The following is an 18,844-nucleotide window of genomic DNA, read 5'->3' as shown; positions in this document are numbered from 1 at the left end:
GCTTTTTCAATTATGCTAAGAAACGATCTTATTATTGTGCAGATTTCTCTTCACCACCTTCAGACTGTTTCAGTTTTTCGCGCAGTTCAGCGAGTGCACCCAGATCACCTAAAGTAGCTTTTTCTACTTTACCCTGGATGTTTTTCACAGCTTTACGAGTTTTGTCAGCTTCTTCACGTTTTTCTTTAACGACAGCTTGTTTCTCTTCAGCCTGAGCTTTTTCCCAAACGCGGGTATGAGAAACCAGGATGCGTTTTTCAGAGCGATCGAATTCGATGATCATGAATTCTTTCACGTCTTCAACGTTGATTGGTTTATCATCTTCAGTTCTCAGGTGACGAGCTGGAGCGTAAGCTTCCAGGCCGTACTGCAGCTGAACGGTAGCACCTTTCTCATCTTTCTTCACAACTGTACCTTCGTGTACGGAGTTGATCGGGAAGATAGTTTCGAAAGTGTTCCAAGGATCTTCTTCGATCTGTTTGTGACCGAGGCTCAGCTTGCGGTTTTCTTTATCAATACCCAGAATAACTACGTCGATTTCGTTACCAACTTTAGTGTATTCAGATGGGTGGTTGAAACGTTTGATCCAAGACAGGTCAGAGATGTGGATCATACCACCGATACCTGTTTCCAGTTCAACGAATACGCCATAAGGAGTGATGTTTTTCACGATACCTTTGTGACGGCTTTCAACTGGGAATTTAGTTTCGATAGTAGCCCAAGGATCTTCTGTCAGTTGTTTGATAGACAGAGACATTTTACGCTCTTCTTTGCTCAGGGTTACCACAACTGCTTCGTATTCTTCGCCTAATTTGAAGAATTCTTTAGCGTTGATTGGGGTAGAAGCCCATGAGATTTCAGATACGTGAACCAGACCTTCAACACCTGGCATGATTTCCAGGAATGCACCGTAATCTTCGATGTTTACTACTTTACCTTTTACTTTAGCACCTTCGGTGATAGTAGCTGGTAAAGTATCCCATGGATGAGGAGTCAGTTGTTTGTAGCCCAGGCTTATGCGACGTTTTTCGTCATCGAAGTCAAGCACAACAACGTTGATTTTCTGATCCATCTGGAGAACTTCGGATGGGTGAGAGATACGACCCCAGCTGATATCGGTGATATACAGCAGACCGTCCAGACCACCCAGGTCGATGAACGCACCAAAATCGGTGATATTTTTGATGGTACCTTCCAGCACCTGGCCTTTCTCCAGTTTGCTGATGATATCCACTCTTTGTTGTTCGATATCGCTTTCGATAAGCGCTTTGTGAGAAACAACGGCGTTACGGATGGTTTCGTTAACCTTAACCACTTTGAACTCCATAGTTTTACCAACGAACTGATCGTAATCAGTTACTGGTTTCACATCGATCTGAGAACCTGGCAGGAATGTTTCCATACCGTAAACGTCTACGATCAAGCCGCCTTTGGTTTTGCTGGTAACAGTACCGGTAACCACTTCGCCTGTTTTGTAAACTTCCACGATTTTTTCCCATGCACGTTTCTGGCGAGCTTGTTTACGGCTCAGGTGCAGGTTACCATCGCGGTCTTCTTTCTCAACTACCAGTACTTCAACATCGTCACCGATTTTCAGACCTGGTAAGTCACGGAATTCGTTCAGAGAGATCAAACCATCGGATTTGAAACCGATGTTGATAACTACATCTGTGTTAGTCAGACCTACTACAGTACCAGTCAGCAGACTGTTTTCTTCAAATACTTTGAAGGTACCATCGTAAGTAGCATCATACTTTGCTTTTTCTTCTTTGCTGTAAGAAGAAACGTTACGTTTGTCTACGCTCCAATCGAAATCGTCGTGAGCAGTAGCAACAGGAGCATTTTTTACCGCTGTTTCTACCGGAGTAGCCTGTTGTTCAGCGTTTTGTTCGTTAGGAATGTTGTTTTCGCTCATAAAAATTTTTGTTTTGATCCGGAATACCCGGACCCCCTTTTTAATTGGGAGTGCAAAAATACGGAAAATTACCCGTTCTACCCTGCTTTTTTCCCTTTTTCCACTTGTTGCTGTATACTTTCGCTTTATATTAACTATATACCTCCTGTCATCCAGGCTGCCAGCCCATACCACAGCGATATTCAAGCCCCTGCAATCCAATAGCAGTGCATCGTTTCAGCCTATCGTTGCATGTATATATATTATTATATCTGACTTACAATCCGGTGACTAATATCAGCTCCTTCAGAGAATAGACGGTCTATAGTTAAAACAAACTTCCTGCCGCGATGGTTCCACGCAGGCAGGGAAGCACCTGCCTTTGTAATTATCTGCCAGAAAAAAAGAATACTAAGATTTCAACGATTATAAATCACCCTATCATCCCTATACGAAAAAGCTGGCTTTTCTTAAAAATAGCCTGCTTTTTGCAGAACCATCAGAGATATATATTGTTAATATGATGATAACAGACTGCCGGTATTTTTAACAATTTTCCGGCAGTATTTTTTAAACGAGCTGCAATCAAATTCCCGGATTTTATATTAATTTGTACATATGAACGGGACCTCTTTTCAACAGGATATTAGGTATTGGCTTAGACAAGGAAATACAGTTAACCATCTGCTTTTCTGGAACATTGTTATCTTCCTCGCATTCAATATCGTGCGGCTGATAGATACAATTACGCATAGCGGAATTTTTGCGTGGACTTACGACCAGTTTGCCCTGCACTCATCGATCACTGTTTTCATCACCAAGCCCTGGGGATTGTTTACCTATATGTTTTCGCATGTAGGCGTGTTGCATATTCTGTTTAATATGCTGAACCTCTTCTGGTTCGGCAATATTTTCCGGGAGATGCTCGGCAACCAGCGCGTTTTACCGGTATACTTAATGGGCGGTATTGCCGGCGGACTGGCATATCTGCTGAGTTATTATATTCTTTTTCAGCATTCAGATGGCCTGATGCTCGGCGCATCTGCCTCCGTGATGTGTATCCTGGTGGCAGCCGCCACACAGGTACCTGACTATGAAATCGGGCTGATGTTTATTGGTTCCATACGGCTTAAATGGCTGGCAATGGCACTGGTAATAATAGGCATCATTACTATGTTTGACGGTAATTTTGGCGGTGTCATTGCCCACCTGGGCGGTGCATCCTTCGGGTTTGCCTATATTAAACTGCTGCAAAACGGCACCGACCTGGCACAGCCCCTCATCTGGCTGTTTAACACCCGCGAACGCAGGGCAGCCAAACCGGTGGTTAAAAAATTCAAACCCAAAAAATCTCCCCTGAAAATTGTGAAAAAAGCAGATGAAAATACCCAGTCGCGCCTGGACCAATTGCTGGATAAAATCAACGAGAAAGGCTACCAGAGCCTGAGTGCGGAGGAGAAAGCATGGCTGGAGAAGGTAAGTAAAGAGAATTAATCATCCTGATATATACCCTGAATTTATTACCAGTAGCTGGTTCGCACCTGATCTTTACGCTGTAGAGATCAGGTGTTTTGTTTTACGCTGCGTGCAGCAGGCTACCTCCTGTTATTAACTTTGCCAGAGGCTTACACCCTTATTTGCTTACCTTTGTGCCATTCATCGGTTTTATTAGTATATGAAAACATTTAATGTTCCGGTTATATATCGCAGTCCACTGATCAGCGCCATTAAGAACAAGCGTAAGCAGGAAGACCGCATGAAGAAGGATTTCACGCCTACCCTATTGGATTTTGGTCCGCTGAAAATCAAACTGGCCCGCCACTTTGGCTTCTGCTATGGCGTGGAGAACGCCATCGAGATCGCTTTCAGAACCGTGGAGGATAACCCTGGCAAACGTATTTTCCTGCTGAGTGAAATGATCCATAACCCGCATGTCAATAATGACCTGCTGGACAAGGGCGTGCAATTCCTGATGGATACCAGCGGTAAGCAGCTCGTTCCGTGGGAGGAGCTGAAAAACGATGATATCGTGATCGTACCGGCATTTGGTACCACACTGGAGATTGAAAAACATTTGGAGAGTCTGGGTATAGAACCCTTGAAATATAATACCACCTGCCCTTTTGTGGAGCGGGTATGGAATAAGGCTGAGCAGATAGGCCAGAAGAATTATACTGTTATCGTTCACGGAAAGCCTAAGCATGAAGAGACGCGGGCAACTTTCAGTCATAGCCAGGCTGCCACTGCAACAGTGGTGGTGAAGGATATGGCAGAAGCGCGTTTACTGGCGGAATTTATTACCGGCCAGCAACCGGCAGAAGCTTTTGCGGCGGCATTCAAGGGGCAGTATTCAACGGGGTTTGATGTAACGAAAGATCTTCAGCGCGTGGGTGTGGTGAACCAGACTACCATGCTGGCTACCGAAACGCAGGCCATTGCCGATTATATCAAACAGGTGATGATTGAAAAGTACGAGCTTACAGAAGCCAATACCGGCGAAAGGTTTGCTGATACCCGCGATACGCTTTGCTATGCCACCAACGACAACCAGAGCGCCGTTACCGGTATGCTTGAAGAAGCAGCCGATCTGGCAGTGGTAGTGGGCGGATACAATAGTTCCAATACCTCACACCTGGTAGAGCTTTGCGAAGAAAAGCTGCCTACCTTCTTTATATCAGAACCGGGAAAGATGGAGTCCAGGTCTTCCATTAAGCATTACGACTTCCATCACAAGCAGGAGTTGCATTCTTTCAGCTTCCTTCCTGAGCAGGAAACCGTTACCATTTTGCTGACAAGTGGCGCTTCATGTCCGGATGCACTGGTAGAAGGAGTTATCCGCAGGTTATTATCTTTCTATGGGATGGAATATAAGGCAGATGAATTATCTATATAAAATATAAATAATCTGTATACATCTTACTAACATTACTATAAACAAAAAAGACACCATCCTGGGTGTCTTTTTTCTTTGGGGCTAATCACGCTGGTAATGCAGAGTATAAAATCTTTATATAATAGTTATATTGAAATCGTAACACAAAACTAGCAGATCGGATACTGGCTTACAACTCACATTTATTATCCGGTAGCTAATTTGACATAAGTGGTATAAAAACGTCCAAAATCGGAGAGATTGTTTTTCACTGATTAGGAGGCTGATAAGTCTAAAACTGCATTGCTTTTTTCAGAAACTCAGCTTTTCTTCTTCTGGAAACTTCGACTTGAGTGCCATCGCTCATGAGAGCGAAGCCGCCTTCTCCCTGGATATATGACTGCATTTGCTGCAGATTGATCAGGTGAGAGTTATGGACCCTGAAGAAATCGACGTCGGTGAGCAACTCTTCAAATTCTTTCAGGGGGCGGGATACCATGAGGTTCTTTTTATCTGTGAAGAAGATTTTGGTATAGTTGCCGGTAGATTCGCAGCGGACGATGTTTTGCACAGGCATAAACACCAGGCCATTGATGGTGGGCAATGCGATCTTGCGGTGCGTTTGCTGCAAAGTTTTCATGTTTTGCAGGAATACTTCCAGCGGCGAGGTGCTTACTTCTTTGGTTCTGTTCTGTTGCTTTTCCCTGAATTTGTCGAGGGACTCCTGGAGTTCCTGTACGGAGAAAGGTTTCAGCAGGTAATCGAGCGCATTGAATTTGATTGCCTTCAGTGCATATTGTTCATAGGCCGTTGTAAAGATCACGTCGAAGGTAATTTTCTCGAACAGGCGAAGCAGTTCAAAACCGTTTTGATGTGGCATTTCCACATCCAGGAACACCAGGTCCGGCTGCAACTCATCGATCAGTATTTTGGCCTCTTTCACGCTATTTACACAACCTACTACATTTACTCCGGGGCATTTTTTTAACAGCATTGTATGCAGGGCATCAACGCAATGTTGCTCATCATCAACGATAATGGCTTTTATCTCGTTCATTTATACAGATTTAACTGACAGCTACCGGAGTAGCGGTCACAATTCAATAGAAAATGGGCTGATTCAAGGGATAGGCAGGTCAATTAACAGCCATCTATAGCTAACATCAGAAAATAAATTCTGCCGGCAAAACGATTGTTACCGTGGTGCCTGCCGCTTCACCTGTTTCATTTTCCAGGTCAGTTACTGACACGCTTGCATCTTTATTATTGATTTTACGGATCAGGTCTATACGTCCTTCGGTAACTTTCATCCCTACCGAATTATGGACTTTTCCTTTACGGGCCTTTATTTCCATCGCTTTCTTTCTACCGATACCATTATCAGAAATGGTACATACCAGTGAGCGGCCACTCAGCTTGATGAATATATCCAGTTTGCCCTGTTCGGTCGTTTTATGCACCAATCCATGCCAGATGGCATTTTCCACGTAGGGCTGTAATATCATGGGTGGGATCAACACTTCATCATCATTTATATCATCTGCCACATGAATATTATACTCAAATATACCATTACATCTCAATGATTCAAGGTTAAGGTATAAACGAAGCGATTCCAGTTCTTTATTTAAAGAGATAAAGGTATGCTGTGTATTGTCCAGGATCAGCCGCATCAGTTTTGAGAACTTCGTCAGGTAGTCGGAAGCCTCTTCCTGGTTGTTGCTCCAGATATAACGGTGGATGGAACTTAATGAATTAAAGATAAAATGCGGGTTCATCTGCGAGCGGAGGGAGCGTAATTCCAGCTGTAAGGTCTGTTTATTTTCTTCCAGGTTACGATGGCGGATATAGAAAAAACCTCCTACGGTCACCATCAGCAGAAATGCCACCAGCGCAAAAATGAATACCACATTACGTTTCGTGCGGAGTTCGCTGACCATTTTATCGTGTTCCAGGGTGCGTATCTGGTTATCTTTCAGGTCTACATCATAGATGGTCTGCATCTGGTTAAGGGCCATGGTGGACTTCTCATCCAGGATACTATCCTTATACAGGAGGGATTTATCGGTAGCTTCCAGTGATTTCTGGAAATCGCCACTATTCTTGTAATCTGCGGCCATGGCTTTATAGGTATCCATCAGGATGGATTTAAAGCCCCAGTATACACTCAGGTCTATGGCCTGCTGAAAGAATTTACGGGCATCGTCATGTTTATTCTGTACGCTGTAGAGCTTCCCGATATGCATGTAGCTTTCGGCGATATGCACTTTATCGTCTACCTGGTCATTGACTTTCAGGGCCAGGCGCAGGTAGTCCATAGCGGCTGTGTAATCCTTTTTTTCCTGGTAGGCGGAGCCAAGGGCGTTATAGCAGATAACTATTCCGGTAGGGTTTTTAATTTTTTCATTGATTGCCAATGAGTTTTTATAGAGTCCAATGGCTTCATCCAGTTTCCCGAGCCCCTGATAGGCATACCCCATGTTACCGTAATTGATAGCCATGCCCAGTGGGTTATTGCTTTCTTCTTCCAGTTTCAGGGCGCGTTTAAAACGTTGTATGGACTCTTCGTATTTGCCTTCAGACAGCTGGATATTCCCGATGCTGTTGGTGGCGACGCAGATATTTTTCACGTTGCCTATCTGTTCGGCGAGGTGGAGGGCTTTAAGATGGAGATCAAAGGCTTTCTGGAGCTTGTCCAGGCGGCGGCAATCCACCCCGGTATTATTGAGTGATTGTGCCATCAGGAGGGTATCCTTTGCTTCTTCGGCGTATTTCACCGCACGTTCGTGGTAGTCTTCCGCCAGGATGTACTGAGACCTGTTTCTTTTGCCGGTGCCCAGTTCATTATAGGCCATGGATAATCCGCGTGGATATTTCAGCTTCTGGCTCAAACTGATGGCTTCCAGGAAGAAGATGTTGTCCTGTTTACGGCTGTCGAAATAGCGGGTGGTAAGTCTGCCTTTGGCCAGCAGGGTACTCACGGTAGCGGTATCAGGTCTGAGCTGGGAAACGGAGTCCAGCAGCTGATAGGTGGTAACAGAATCCTGTGCCCACACCAAGGGGGATACTACCTGGAAGATAAACAGGAGCAAAAGCCTACATACTGATCTGGATGACATTATCGGGGCAAGATATAATATCCGCCACATAAAAACAAAACCCTCCCTGCGGTGAGCAGAGAGGGCCATCAAAGGGGCTACCAAAGTAGTGTTAATTCCACGCTATCTAAAAAAAGGTTCATTGGCGTCGATGATGGAGATCAGCTGTTGTACACTGGCAGCAGACCTGTACGCATCAGGGGCGGTATTTTTCACATAGTCCGTCAGTTGTTCCAGGGAAGATACTGCCACGTGCATACGCGTATCAGAAGAGGCATAATAGATATACACCGTACCATCGTCGTCGGCTACCCAACCGTTAGAGAACAGGACATTGGAAACATCCCCTACTCTCTCCGGCCCTTCCGGCCCCATGAAGTAGCCAGCAGGTTTATAGATAACCCGGGAGATATCTTCCAGATCAGTCATAAACATATACAGGACATAACGGAATCCGGCAGCGGTGTTGCGTACACCGTGTGCCAGGTGTAGCCAGCCTTCCTTTGTTTTCAGTGGCGCTGGCCCCTGTCCGTTTTTCAGTTCACTGATAGTATGATAATGCCGGGGATCGATAACGTTTTCAGCAGTTACCACGGCATTGGTCATTGTTTTCGTATAGCCGACAGCGATACCACCGCCGGTACCGGCCTCGATGAAATTGTCCTGGGGTCTTGTATACAGCGCGTACTGGCCGTTTACAAACTCCGGGTGCAGCACCACGTTACGTTGTTGCGGTGAAGCCGTTACCAGATCGGGGAGTCTTTCCCAGGTGAGCATATCCTTTGTACGGATAATACCACATTGCGCGATAGCGGAAGACATATCGCCGGCAGCTGCCGCCGGGTCTTTGCGTTCTGTACAGAACAGGCCGTATACCCATCCATCTTCGTGAGCGGTCAGGCGTACATCATAGACATTTACGTCCGGGTTATCCGTTTCGGGGATGATCACCGGTTTATTATGGAAATGCCAGCCATGGATACCATCTTTACTTTCGGCGAGGGCGAAGAAAGATTTTCTGTCGGCGCCTTCCACGCGCACCATCAGCAGGTAGCGGCCCTGCCATTTGATAGCGCCCGCATTGAAGGCTGCGTTAATACCGAAGCGTTCCATGAGGAAGGGATTGGTAGCCGGGTTCAGGTCATAGCGCCAGAATAATGGCGTATGCGCTGCCGTGAGTATAGGCTGTTGATAACGGGTGTAGACACCATTTCCGGGCAACAATGGTTCATTGTTTCTTTGCAGCAACTGTTCGTGTTCCGTTTGCAGTTGTGTTAATCGTTCACTGAAATTTTCTCGCATTCTCATAATTTATTTCGCTTCATTTTTTTCGAGGCTATCCCACCAGAATTTCTTGAGCAACACCAGCATCAGCACCAGTATGGCAGCGGTGACATACATTGGCACCTGCTGTTGCAGCACCAGGTACATCGGTAATGCCATCAGGCATAACTGTGCAATAATCCCTACCGCCACGTTAAACATATCGCGGCCAAAATTATTATTGGGCTTCACGCTTGCATCTGCTGCCTGCAGCTGTGTCAGCACAGGTTTCCAGAAACCCCAGGGACGTACGTTATAATAGAACTGCTGGATAGTTTTATCTTCAACAGGAGGTGTGGATAAAGTACCGATGATGCATCCTGCCAGCGAGATGACCAGGATTACCGGGAAGTAGTAGAGACTCAGTCCGGTGAAGATGTACGGGCAGATCAGCGCAGCTGCAATACCCGATAACATACCCCAGAAGAAACCGTACCCGTTAAAGCGCCACCAGTACCACTTCAGTACATTGGCAGCCACGTAACCACCCCATAATCCGGATACCAGCCATTGCAGTACGCTATTCACGTCTTTGGCAAAAACGCCAATGATAATGCTGGTAATTACTACCAGGATACCGGAGATATAGTTAACGCTGCTGATTCTTTTATTGCTGGCGTTTGGATTTATATATTTTAAATAGACATCGTTGAGAATATAGGCCTGTGCCGCATTCAATGTACCGGCGAAGGTGCCGATAAACGAAGCCAGCATACCCGCTACCAGCAAGCCCATTACGCCTACAGGCGCGAAGCTGCTGATGGCTGCCGGGAGGATTTTTTCAAAATCAATATGGTCACCGGTTTTTAAATCCAGCTGTTTATAATAAATCAGCCCCAGTACCGCAAAGCCAATGATCATGAGGTACCTTACCGGCATGAGCACGATGGATACAAACCCACTCATTTTAGCGGCATCCTGCGGACTGCGGGTAGACAAGATCTTTTGCATATCGTAGTTAGGTGCAGGGCCTGCCAGACTCACCAGGAGTCCTTTGAATACCATCATCATAAAGAAGGCACCAAACATCGTATAGCCGTCGCTGTTAATTTTTTCATTTACTTCCGGAATGATGCGCCCCCAGTCCAGGTCCAGTTTCCAGCCGAAGAAAGGATTAAACCATCCTTCAGGAACATTCAGTGCATGTACTGCCAGTGCGTTCATTGCGATAACCGCGATGATAACGGCAGCGACTGTACGAATAATATATTGTACGGCATCTGCCCAGACGATACTACTCATACCTCCCAGGATGCTGTAGAAAACAGCAAACAATGCGAAGGCAACACCATAGAGGTGTGGCACGTATTCAGGCAATACGGTGAAGGGAATATAGGGAGCAATATTTTGCCATGGGATGAAGATTTCCATAAATTTACCCAGGCCCACAAAGCCATAAGCCATAAAGCCCAGGCAGCTGATGAGTGCAAAAACGACCGTGATAGTATGCGACCAGGCGGCATCACGGCCTTTACCAAATCTTGTATTAATCCATTCAGCCCCGGTAGAAACATTGGATTTTCTTAACCAGGCAGAAACGAATACCATCATGAACACCTGATTGAAGATAGGCCACAGCCAAGGTATCCAGATACTTTTCATACCATAAACGAAGGTGAGCGTAACCAGCCACATAGTCCCGGAGATATCGAACATATCGGCGGCATTAGAGAGGCCAAGCATATACCAGGGCAATGATTTACCCCCAAGCATGTACGCGGTTTTATTCTGCTTTGCTTTACGTCTTAACAATAATCCTATCAATACAATAATACCCAGGTATATCCCGATGATTACCCAGTCAATCAGCTGCAACATGTGTTTTGGTCGTTTATTTTTTTTACAGGAATCTGGTGAGGATACCTTTCAGACATCCTCACCAGTAGTATTCTGTAAAATATTATTTATTGTTTATCCCACCATACCCTGGTCATATATTCATCTTTACCCTGGTTGGTAATGGCGGCCTGGTAGCCTGCCGGGTTGTTCACTACTTCTGACAGTGTATAGGTCAGTCTTCTTGGGATATTTCCGTTAGTTACATTGCCTGCATAGTTTACCGGTGTAAGTGCAGGATAGCCTGTACGGCGCCAGTTGGCAAAGGATTCCCAGCCATTCAAGAAGGTAGCCACCCAATACTGGTAACCGATCGCTTTCAGCTGGTCAGCAGCCGCTGCCGGGAATGGATTAGCAGTCAGGTAAGCCTGGATTTGTGCGTCCGTGATGACACCACCTGCGCCATAGAGCGCCTGTTGTTTCATGGAACCTGTCACCGCCTGGGTATAGTAATCAGCTGCATTACCACCTGTCCAGCCTTTGTTGACAGCCTCAGCCATCATCAGTTGTACTTCTGCATTGCTCAACAGGAAAGTAGGCGCAGTCAGTTGCAGGATAAGACCGGTATTGATGGTAGAAAACCCTTTCAGGCTATCAGCAGGAAATTTAGTTTTGAATGCAGCAGCATCGAGTCCGTTAGGTAATCCTTTCTGGTTAGCCAGGGTGGTATCACCTTTATACAAACTAACGAAAACGCCTCTACGTGGATCGCTGGTATTTACCAGGTAATCCAGGAAGGTTTTGCTGATCTTGATCTTTTCCGCAGCCAGGTCGTAGCTGTTGAAGGTATAAGTGATCGGGTTAGCCACTGAATTACGTTCAGCAGAATGTTTGATCACACACATATCCGCGTTATCTGTCATTACACCGCCGGCTACCGCCTTAGCTGCCCATGATTTAGCACCGGCTGCATCCTGTTTTTCCATACGCAGCGAGAGTTTCAGCATGAGAGAGTAAGCCAGTTTTTTCCATTTGGTAAGATCACCGCTATAAACGATATCAGCAGAACCGAGGCCATTTTTGCTGGCGTCGAATGCAGTAGCTGCTTCCGACAACTCTTTCAGCATATCGGCATAGATCAGCGACTGCTTATCATAAGTTGGGGTGAATTTACCTTCGGAGTAACCTTTACCTGCATCGAAATAAGGTACATCGCCGTAGGCATCCGTGAGGCGCTGGAATACCAGCACGCGCCAGATACGGGAGGCAGACAACAGGTTGATCTGTTTAGGATCATTTTTTACTGCCTGTTGCAGTTGTTCGATATTATTAACGATCAGGCTGTAGGTATCATCAAAGAGATTACCTGCGTTATCATTTTTCAGGTACTTATCCCCTTCACCACCATCAATTGTTTCGGTAGATGACAATTGTTGCATCGCCATCATGGTAAAGGCCAGGTTGGTACGGCGCTCCGTACCTCTGCCCAATGTGGCCGTGGCCAGTTCCACATTACTAAGCATGGTGGAAGGAGGAACAGCAGTGGTGCTGTTCGGGTTGGTATTAAGATCTGTCAGGTCTTTGGTACAGCTTGCAGTCATTAAAACCAGCGAAGCTCCTATATAGGCCAGATATTTTCTTTTCATAATTTTTCTCTTTTGCTGATGATGACTAATAATTAGAATTTAACACCCAGGTTAAATCCGAAGCTGCGTGTAGCAGGCATACCTAACATTTCAAAACCTTGTCCGGTACCGGTTGTATAGGCAGATTCAGGATCAACCACTGGTACTTTAGAGTAGATGGTGAGGAGGTTACGCGCTACAAAAGAGAGGGAAACAGACTGGAAAGCAGAGCCTTTGATCCAGCGTTGTGGCAGGCTGTAGCCCAGTACAATCTGACGCAGTTTAATATATGATGCATCATAGATAAACTGTTCAGTGATGTTGTTGGCAACGAATTTATAGTAGTCTTCAGCAGATACTTTTACGGTATTTTCTTTACCATCAGCAGTTACACCTTTACCGATGATACCGCCTTCACGGCCATCGAGGGTTTCTTTAGCCAGCCCCTGGTACCATGCCAGGTTGTTGGTTCCGGAGAACATTTTACCACCGAATTTACCATCGATCAGGAAGTCGATTGACCACTGTTTGTAGGTAAGCGTATTAGAGATACCCATTGTAGTAGGTGCGATACCGTTACCCAGGTTTTTAACAGCACCTACAACAGGCAGGCCTTTATCATCAAATACAATACGGCCTTGTGCATCGCGGGTGTAGGTAGTTCCTTCGAGCAGGCCGAAAGGTTTGCCCACCTGAGCAAAGATATAGGAAGGCACACCACCGTCGCCCCAGAGGCCGGAGCGGTTCTGTGCGAGCTGCATTGTCTGCGCACCGTTGATGAGTTCTTTTACTTTGCTTTTGTTGTAGCCCAGGTTGTAGCTAACCTGCCATTGGAAATCTTTAGTTCGTACAGGCGTACCAGTTAATAACAGTTCAATACCGGTATTACCCATACTTGCTGCGTTCATGTAAGTACCAGAGAAACCAGAGCTGCTGGAGATCGGTGAGTACAGGATTGCATCCGTAATCTGACGGCTATATACCGCGAGATCCATACCCAGTCGGCCATTCAGGAAACGTGCTTCCAGACCGCCTTCATAGGTAGTTGTCAGCTGAGGGTGCAGTTTTGAGTTTGGTACAGTGGAAGAACCAATAGCACCTAATGGAACGCCAAAGATGGAGCCATTAATATTGTAAGTCATGTTCAGCTGATAAGCGCTGATATCCGCATCACTACCAGTTTGTGCCCAGGAGCCGCGTACTTTTGCAAAGCTGATCCACTCAGGTAATTTCACCGCATCGGAGAGCACGAAGCTGGCGCCCACAGAAGGATAGAAGATATTGTTATTAGCAGGATCAAGGGTAGAGAACCAATCGTTTCTGCCGGTAACCGTTAAGTAGAGATAGTTATGGAATCCTAATTCAGCAGAACCGAACACAGAGTTGATCTGTGATTCGCTGCGGGAGCTACCGCCAGATTGAGTCGTCGTGTTGCCGATCGCATAGAATCCAGGAACGATGAATTTATCGCCGCTCGCTGAAGTACTGGAATACTTTTTCTTCATCACGTTGCCACCTACGAAAGTATTCAGTGACCAGTTTTTGGAGAAGATGTTGTTGTAACCTATCATTCCCATTGCGTTGAACTCGTTGCGATAAGCAATGGAGCTGCTCATGCTTCCATTTGGATAGAAGCCTACGCCGTCAGGCCATACGCTCATACTGTTGCGATAAGCGAAGTCGGTACCGGTAAGTACTCTGGCATAGAGGTGATCATCGAAATCATATTTGAGATCGGCAGAACCGATGAATCTGTCATCTTTATTGCCGGAAGGTGTCTGGTAGGCAACGAAATAAGGGTTTGCCCAATAGTTGTTGGTAGTCCAGAGGTTTTCGCTACGATCTGCTCTGCGTGGGTTGCTCCAGTCGCGGATATCATAGTTGGTAGGCATTAACCATGCGGCAACGGCTGCGTTGGAGGTATAGTCGTTGAGCATTGGTCTGTTTCTCGCTTTTTCCTTAATGTATTGTGCATTGAGGGTAGCGGTCAGTTTTTTACCGAGGCGTGCATTAACATTGAGTGTGAAGTTATCTCTGTGTACACCTGAATTAGGCATGATATCCTTATTATCCATATCAGCGAAGCCGAAGCGGAAGTTGAGGTTTTCAGTACCACCGAGTAAAGCTACGGAGTTGGTAAAGGTATTACCATCTTTATAGAAATGTTTCACGTTGTTTTTAGCGGCGCTGTAAGGTCTTGAAACACCATCACCCTGGATAACGCTGGAACCATCGAGTTTAGCACCCCAGCTGGAGCGGCCAGCAGCGAGGGCTTCTGCCTGTGTAGTAGGTTTCAGGCCACCGATACCGATACCATATTGATATTGATAGTCTTTATCTGTATGGTCTATTGCACTTTCTATGCTGTAAGTGCTGTTTACTTCTACACCGATACCTTTATGCGCCAGGCCTTTTTTAGTGGTGATAACGATTACACCATTGGAAGCTCTTGCACCGTATAAAGCTGCGGCGGTGTTACCTTTCAATACGTTCATAGACTCGATATCGTCCGGATTGATGCTGCTTACACCATCGCCGGCATCGGAGCCGCCGTACATATTGTCGATGCTACCCATATTTCCTGATACCATTGGAATACCATCGATCACATAGAGGGGCTGGCTGCCACCGAAGTCGCCACCACGCATTACCACGCGGCTGGATCCGGAAGCACCGGTAACTGGCTTGGTTACGTTTACACCGGCTACTTTACCCTGGAGGCCCCACATTACGTTTGTTTCGCGGGCCTTGGTAAATGATTCACCTTTTACCTGTGTGATAGCATAACCGAGTACTTTATTTTCTTTTTTGATACCCATGGCTGTTACCACCACATCGCTGAGCTGTGTCAGGGATTCGTGGAGCTGTACGTCCACGGTGGTCTGGGAACCTACCGGCACCTGTTTGGAGTCAAAACCAATCATAGAAAATACAAGAATAGCCTTACCGTTAGCGCTGATTTTGTATTTACCGTCTACTCCGGTGAGTACGCCGTTGACAGCGCCTTTTACGGATACGGATACACCAGGAAGTGGCTCATTTTTTTCATTGGTTACTGTGCCGCTCAATGGCAGCTGCTGCGCCCTGACGGCGCCGTTAAATGCCAGCAACAGGGCTAGAAGAAGGCCCAGGTACCGCATTTTTTTTTGTAAAACTGAAGGGATACTGTGCTGTAAGTGCATAGAGCAATGTTTAATGGAATTAAGAATTGTCACTGTTTTAATAATGCAATTATGTTTAGTTTTTCCTGCCCCAGCGAATTTCGGTTGATTCATAACGTTGCTGGTTACTGCATTGGAACATGTTTCCAAAAGTATCTCATTAAACAACTCAATACTGATACTTTTTTATCCCATCTTTTACAATATCAACATGACAATTTTTACCTAATTTGTATACCGTCTACCTAAAACCCTTTACTAACAACAAAACAAGACATATTATAACTATATTAATTGTACCATATACAATAATACTTTTAATACAATTATGTACTATATTTATACCATTATATTGAACAGATTATGCGCAAAACGCAGGCATATAAAGAAATTACGCCCTTAACAGAACACGATTGCTTTATGATTTTCTCCAGGGAGAAAACACATTTCAACTTTCCGCTACATTACCATGAAGAGTATGAATTGAACTTCATCATCAATGCAGCCGGAGCCAGAAGAATTGTGGGAGACCATGTAGAAGACATCGACGACCTGGAACTGGTACTGGTAGCGCCAAACGTAGAACACGTATGGCTGGACCACCAATGCAGCAGCAAGAAAATAACGGAAGTAACCATTCAGTTCCACGCCAATCTTTTCGATAATAAATTCCTGAAAAGAAATCAGCTGAGCTTTATCCGCGCCTTATTCGAAAATGCCAGTAAAGGTATCTCCTTCTCCAGGGAAACAATTACAGCGCTGAAACCAAGGATGCTGGCCCTTCCGCATAAAACAGGCTTCGACTCCGTACTGGAGTTGTTCTCCATCCTGCATGACCTTTCCATATCACGGAATATGAGAATGCTTAGCAGCGCCGCTGCCGAATCGCTGAATACCTTTAACAGCAGGCGTATTGAGAAAGTATTTGAATACATGCAGCAGCATTTCGATAAAGACATAGGCCTGAATGAACTATCGAAGCACGTCAACATGACACCGGTATCGCTGAGCCGATTTATAAAAAAGCGTACCGGCAAAACGTTTATTGATAGCCTGAACGAAATCAGAATCGGACACGCCTCCCGTATGCTGATTGACACGACACATTCCGTCTCCGAAATCTGCTACCAGTGCGGATTTATGAACTTATCTAATTTCAACAGGATATTCAAGAAGAAAAAGGGAAGCACGCCTTCGGAGTTCAGGAAGAGCTTCGCCGGCACACGAACCTTTATATAGGGCACCTACGGCGCTTTTCTTCTTCACGCAAAGCAGCATAAGGTGCAGCGCAGCAAAGGCCTCTGTTCTGTTGTTTGTAAGGATTATGTTTTGTTTTTTCATATAAAATAAGAGGCATTTTCTACCAGGTAGAAAATGCCTCTTATTTTTATTAACTCATATTTTAATTTCCTTTGCCAAAATCAGGTGCTGTCTTATCATACCATACCCGTTGTGTTGCCAGCGTATTAACATCCTGCGCATTAGGTGTAAAACCCTGCGCTGTCATCGCTGCACTCCAATTAGCACGATTTACCTCTCCCGGGTCTGTGAGCCAGAAACGGCGCGGAATCTGCTCATTAAAGACCTCCCTGGCATAATAGCCTGAGCTCAGTTTTGGATAACCAGTGCGTCTGCAAAATACATAAGCCTCATTAGGAACACGAAGGTAGTTGAGATAAGCCTGTATGTAGATACGCTCCAGGTCATTGGTTCCATTCAGCTTTACCTGACTATTGCTCAGATAGGCCGCAATCTGTGTATCACCACTACCACTAAACGATGTTGCAGAACCCGCATTCACCGCTATCTCATTCATCGTTACAATGCTGCTGGTGATACCGCGGGTATACCAGTCATTCACTGTTCCTTTGGTATCCACTCCTCCTGCATATCCTTTCTGGGTAAATTCTGCTATTAAAAAACAAGTCTCTGCATAAGATACTGGTATATCTTCAAAATTACCCGTTGCTGCATTTAATTTAGGAGAGAAAAACTTCCTGTTTAGCGGGGATATCAGCGCATATTTATTGGGCCCGACAGCAAATGTATTACTCAGGAAAGCCGCTACAGTGGGGTTTGTTGTCCAGTCGGCAGGGCCGCCCTGATAATTTATCAGCGGGTCATTTAAATTAATAAATGCAGGTGCGGTTACATTATATTTTGTAAGTGAATCTTTAAATCCAACAGGGATATCATTCTTATCAAAATATATTGGTAAACGCGGATCATTGCTACCTTTCAGGAACTGCATAATACTGGTACTGGCATATCTCCGGCTACGGTAGTCGATATCGCCACTGGTACCAAATGGCGCATAGGTCTGGTTTAGATACTTTACCTGCGCGGTATTATCATCGATAGGACCAATGGCATCCTTCATTACCTCCTGGAATATGCTCTTACAGGTAGCATTATCTGCATTTTCCAGACGCGCGGCTATACGAAGCTTTAAGGTATTGGCCAGCTTCACCCATTTTACCCAGTCGCCCTGATAATAAATATCTGAATTTCCGTAGACAACCTGATTGGCCAGACTATTATCTGACAAGACTTTTATCGCACTATTCAATTCTGTCAGCCAGGTATTGAACAGTGTCTGCTGATTATCGTATACAGGGTTATATTTAGATTGATACCTGCCTTCTATCGCCTCGGTATACGGAATAGCGCCGTTCATATCTGTCACCTTAATACCGTGCAGCGCCTGCAATACATAGGTTACCGCTTTCGCTTTCTGGTAGCGGTCTTTGTCTGACTTAGCATCTGCCTGCCTGCGTATTTCAAACAGGTTGGGTAAAATCTGCAGATAGTAATTGGAATAACGGGTATTAACATTACTCGTTATCTCATAAGGACTCGCAGTTACATGTTGTGTGTATCTCAGCAACTGTTCCATATTTTCCCATACCCACTCTGTTCCCTGGTAGCTGATCAGTTTATCTTCTGTATAACTCAACAGATATTTTATATCCGGTGTAGTAACCACGCTGGGGTTGGTATTGATGTCTCCGAAATTTTTCTGGCAGGAAGCTGCACTTAATCCCAGCAACATCCCCAGCACTGTATATTTATGGAATAAATTCTTCATGATCTGA

The 18,844-nt window shown here is 45.4% G+C and carries 11 protein-coding genes; 3 read left to right on the top strand and 8 right to left on the bottom strand.

The genetic code is table 11. The features are described from left to right. Window positions 1-31: 31 nt before the first annotated feature. The gene (gene rpsA, locus F3J22_RS08145; RefSeq protein WP_167016024.1) at window positions 32-1,915 is read right to left on the bottom strand and encodes a 30S ribosomal protein S1; all 1,884 of its coding nucleotides are present in this window, start codon (window positions 1,913-1,915) and stop codon (window positions 32-34) included. 597 nt (window positions 1,916-2,512) lie between these two features. Between rpsA and F3J22_RS08140 the strand changes: the two genes are divergently transcribed. Both F3J22_RS08140 and F3J22_RS08135 read left to right on the top strand, forming a co-directional pair. Continuing rightward, entirely contained in the window at window positions 2,513-3,388 is an 876-nt protein-coding gene (locus F3J22_RS08140) for a rhomboid family intramembrane serine protease (protein WP_167016023.1), read from the top strand. Window positions 3,389-3,569: 181 nt separating this feature from the next. Further along, on the top strand, window positions 3,570-4,787 hold the full coding sequence (locus tag F3J22_RS08135) for a 4-hydroxy-3-methylbut-2-enyl diphosphate reductase (protein ID WP_167016021.1): 1,218 nt from the start codon (window positions 3,570-3,572) through the stop codon (window positions 4,785-4,787). A gap of 271 nt (window positions 4,788-5,058) precedes the next feature. Here the strand turns inward: F3J22_RS08135 and F3J22_RS08130 are convergent, their stop codons facing one another. The 6 genes from F3J22_RS08130 to F3J22_RS08105 form a co-directional block, all read right to left on the bottom strand. After that, window positions 5,059-5,823: a LytTR family DNA-binding domain-containing protein gene (locus F3J22_RS08130; protein ID WP_167016019.1), complete on the bottom strand. Its 765-nt coding sequence runs from the start codon at window positions 5,821-5,823 to the stop codon at window positions 5,059-5,061. A gap of 106 nt (window positions 5,824-5,929) precedes the next feature. Further along, window positions 5,930-7,885 carry a tetratricopeptide repeat protein gene (locus F3J22_RS08125; RefSeq protein WP_167016017.1) on the bottom strand — a complete coding sequence of 652 codons (1,956 nt, stop codon included), beginning with the start codon at window positions 7,883-7,885 and terminating at the stop codon, window positions 5,930-5,932. A 102-nt stretch (window positions 7,886-7,987) separates the two neighbouring features. Further along, window positions 7,988-9,172, bottom strand: a complete 1,185-nt coding sequence (locus tag F3J22_RS08120; RefSeq protein WP_304487944.1) for a glycosidase — start codon at window positions 9,170-9,172, stop codon at window positions 7,988-7,990. Between the two features lie 3 nt (window positions 9,173-9,175). Next, window positions 9,176-11,005 carry a sodium:solute symporter family protein gene (locus tag F3J22_RS08115; protein ID WP_167016015.1) on the bottom strand — a complete coding sequence of 610 codons (1,830 nt, stop codon included), beginning with the start codon at window positions 11,003-11,005 and terminating at the stop codon, window positions 9,176-9,178. A gap of 86 nt (window positions 11,006-11,091) precedes the next feature. Next, on the bottom strand, window positions 11,092-12,609 hold the full coding sequence (locus tag F3J22_RS08110; RefSeq protein WP_167016013.1) for a SusD/RagB family nutrient-binding outer membrane lipoprotein: 1,518 nt from the start codon (window positions 12,607-12,609) through the stop codon (window positions 11,092-11,094). Window positions 12,610-12,641: 32 nt separating this feature from the next. Beyond that, window positions 12,642-15,770 carry a SusC/RagA family TonB-linked outer membrane protein gene (locus F3J22_RS08105; RefSeq protein ID WP_167016011.1) on the bottom strand — a complete coding sequence of 1,043 codons (3,129 nt, stop codon included), beginning with the start codon at window positions 15,768-15,770 and terminating at the stop codon, window positions 12,642-12,644. A gap of 342 nt (window positions 15,771-16,112) precedes the next feature. Between F3J22_RS08105 and F3J22_RS08100 the strand changes: the two genes are divergently transcribed. Beyond that, the gene (locus F3J22_RS08100; RefSeq protein ID WP_167016009.1) at window positions 16,113-16,988 is read left to right on the top strand and encodes an AraC family transcriptional regulator; all 876 of its coding nucleotides are present in this window, start codon (window positions 16,113-16,115) and stop codon (window positions 16,986-16,988) included. A gap of 163 nt (window positions 16,989-17,151) precedes the next feature. Here the strand turns inward: F3J22_RS08100 and F3J22_RS08095 are convergent, their stop codons facing one another. After that, on the bottom strand, window positions 17,152-18,837 hold the full coding sequence (locus F3J22_RS08095) for a SusD/RagB family nutrient-binding outer membrane lipoprotein (protein ID WP_167016007.1): 1,686 nt from the start codon (window positions 18,835-18,837) through the stop codon (window positions 17,152-17,154). Between the last annotated feature and the right edge of the window lie 7 nt (window positions 18,838-18,844).

Source organism: Chitinophaga sp. Cy-1792 (assembly GCF_011752935.1).
In the GTDB taxonomy this organism is placed as follows: Bacteria; Bacteroidota; Bacteroidia; order Chitinophagales; family Chitinophagaceae; genus Chitinophaga.
The sequence above is the reverse complement of the archived record's forward strand: the minus strand, read 5'-3'. Positions and strand labels throughout refer to the sequence as shown.

Bases quoted from the DNA above. Each gene is read 5' to 3' on its own strand.
- rpsA (WP_167016024.1), bottom strand. From the start codon at position 1,915: ATGAGCGAAAACAACATTCCTAACGAACAAAACGCTGAACAACAGGCT.
- F3J22_RS08140 (WP_167016023.1), top strand. From the start codon at position 2,513: ATGAACGGGACCTCTTTTCAACAGGATATTAGGTATTGGCTTAGACAA.
- F3J22_RS08135 (WP_167016021.1), top strand. From the start codon at position 3,570: ATGAAAACATTTAATGTTCCGGTTATATATCGCAGTCCACTGATCAGC.
- F3J22_RS08130 (WP_167016019.1), bottom strand. From the start codon at position 5,823: ATGAACGAGATAAAAGCCATTATCGTTGATGATGAGCAACATTGCGTT.
- F3J22_RS08125 (WP_167016017.1), bottom strand. From the start codon at position 7,885: ATGTCATCCAGATCAGTATGTAGGCTTTTGCTCCTGTTTATCTTCCAG.
- F3J22_RS08120 (WP_304487944.1), bottom strand. From the start codon at position 9,172: ATGAGAATGCGAGAAAATTTCAGTGAACGATTAACACAACTGCAAACG.
- F3J22_RS08115 (WP_167016015.1), bottom strand. From the start codon at position 11,005: ATGTTGCAGCTGATTGACTGGGTAATCATCGGGATATACCTGGGTATT.
- F3J22_RS08110 (WP_167016013.1), bottom strand. From the start codon at position 12,609: ATGAAAAGAAAATATCTGGCCTATATAGGAGCTTCGCTGGTTTTAATG.
- F3J22_RS08105 (WP_167016011.1), bottom strand. From the start codon at position 15,770: ATGCACTTACAGCACAGTATCCCTTCAGTTTTACAAAAAAAAATGCGG.
- F3J22_RS08100 (WP_167016009.1), top strand. From the start codon at position 16,113: ATGCGCAAAACGCAGGCATATAAAGAAATTACGCCCTTAACAGAACAC.
- F3J22_RS08095 (WP_167016007.1), bottom strand. From the start codon at position 18,837: ATGAAGAATTTATTCCATAAATATACAGTGCTGGGGATGTTGCTGGGA.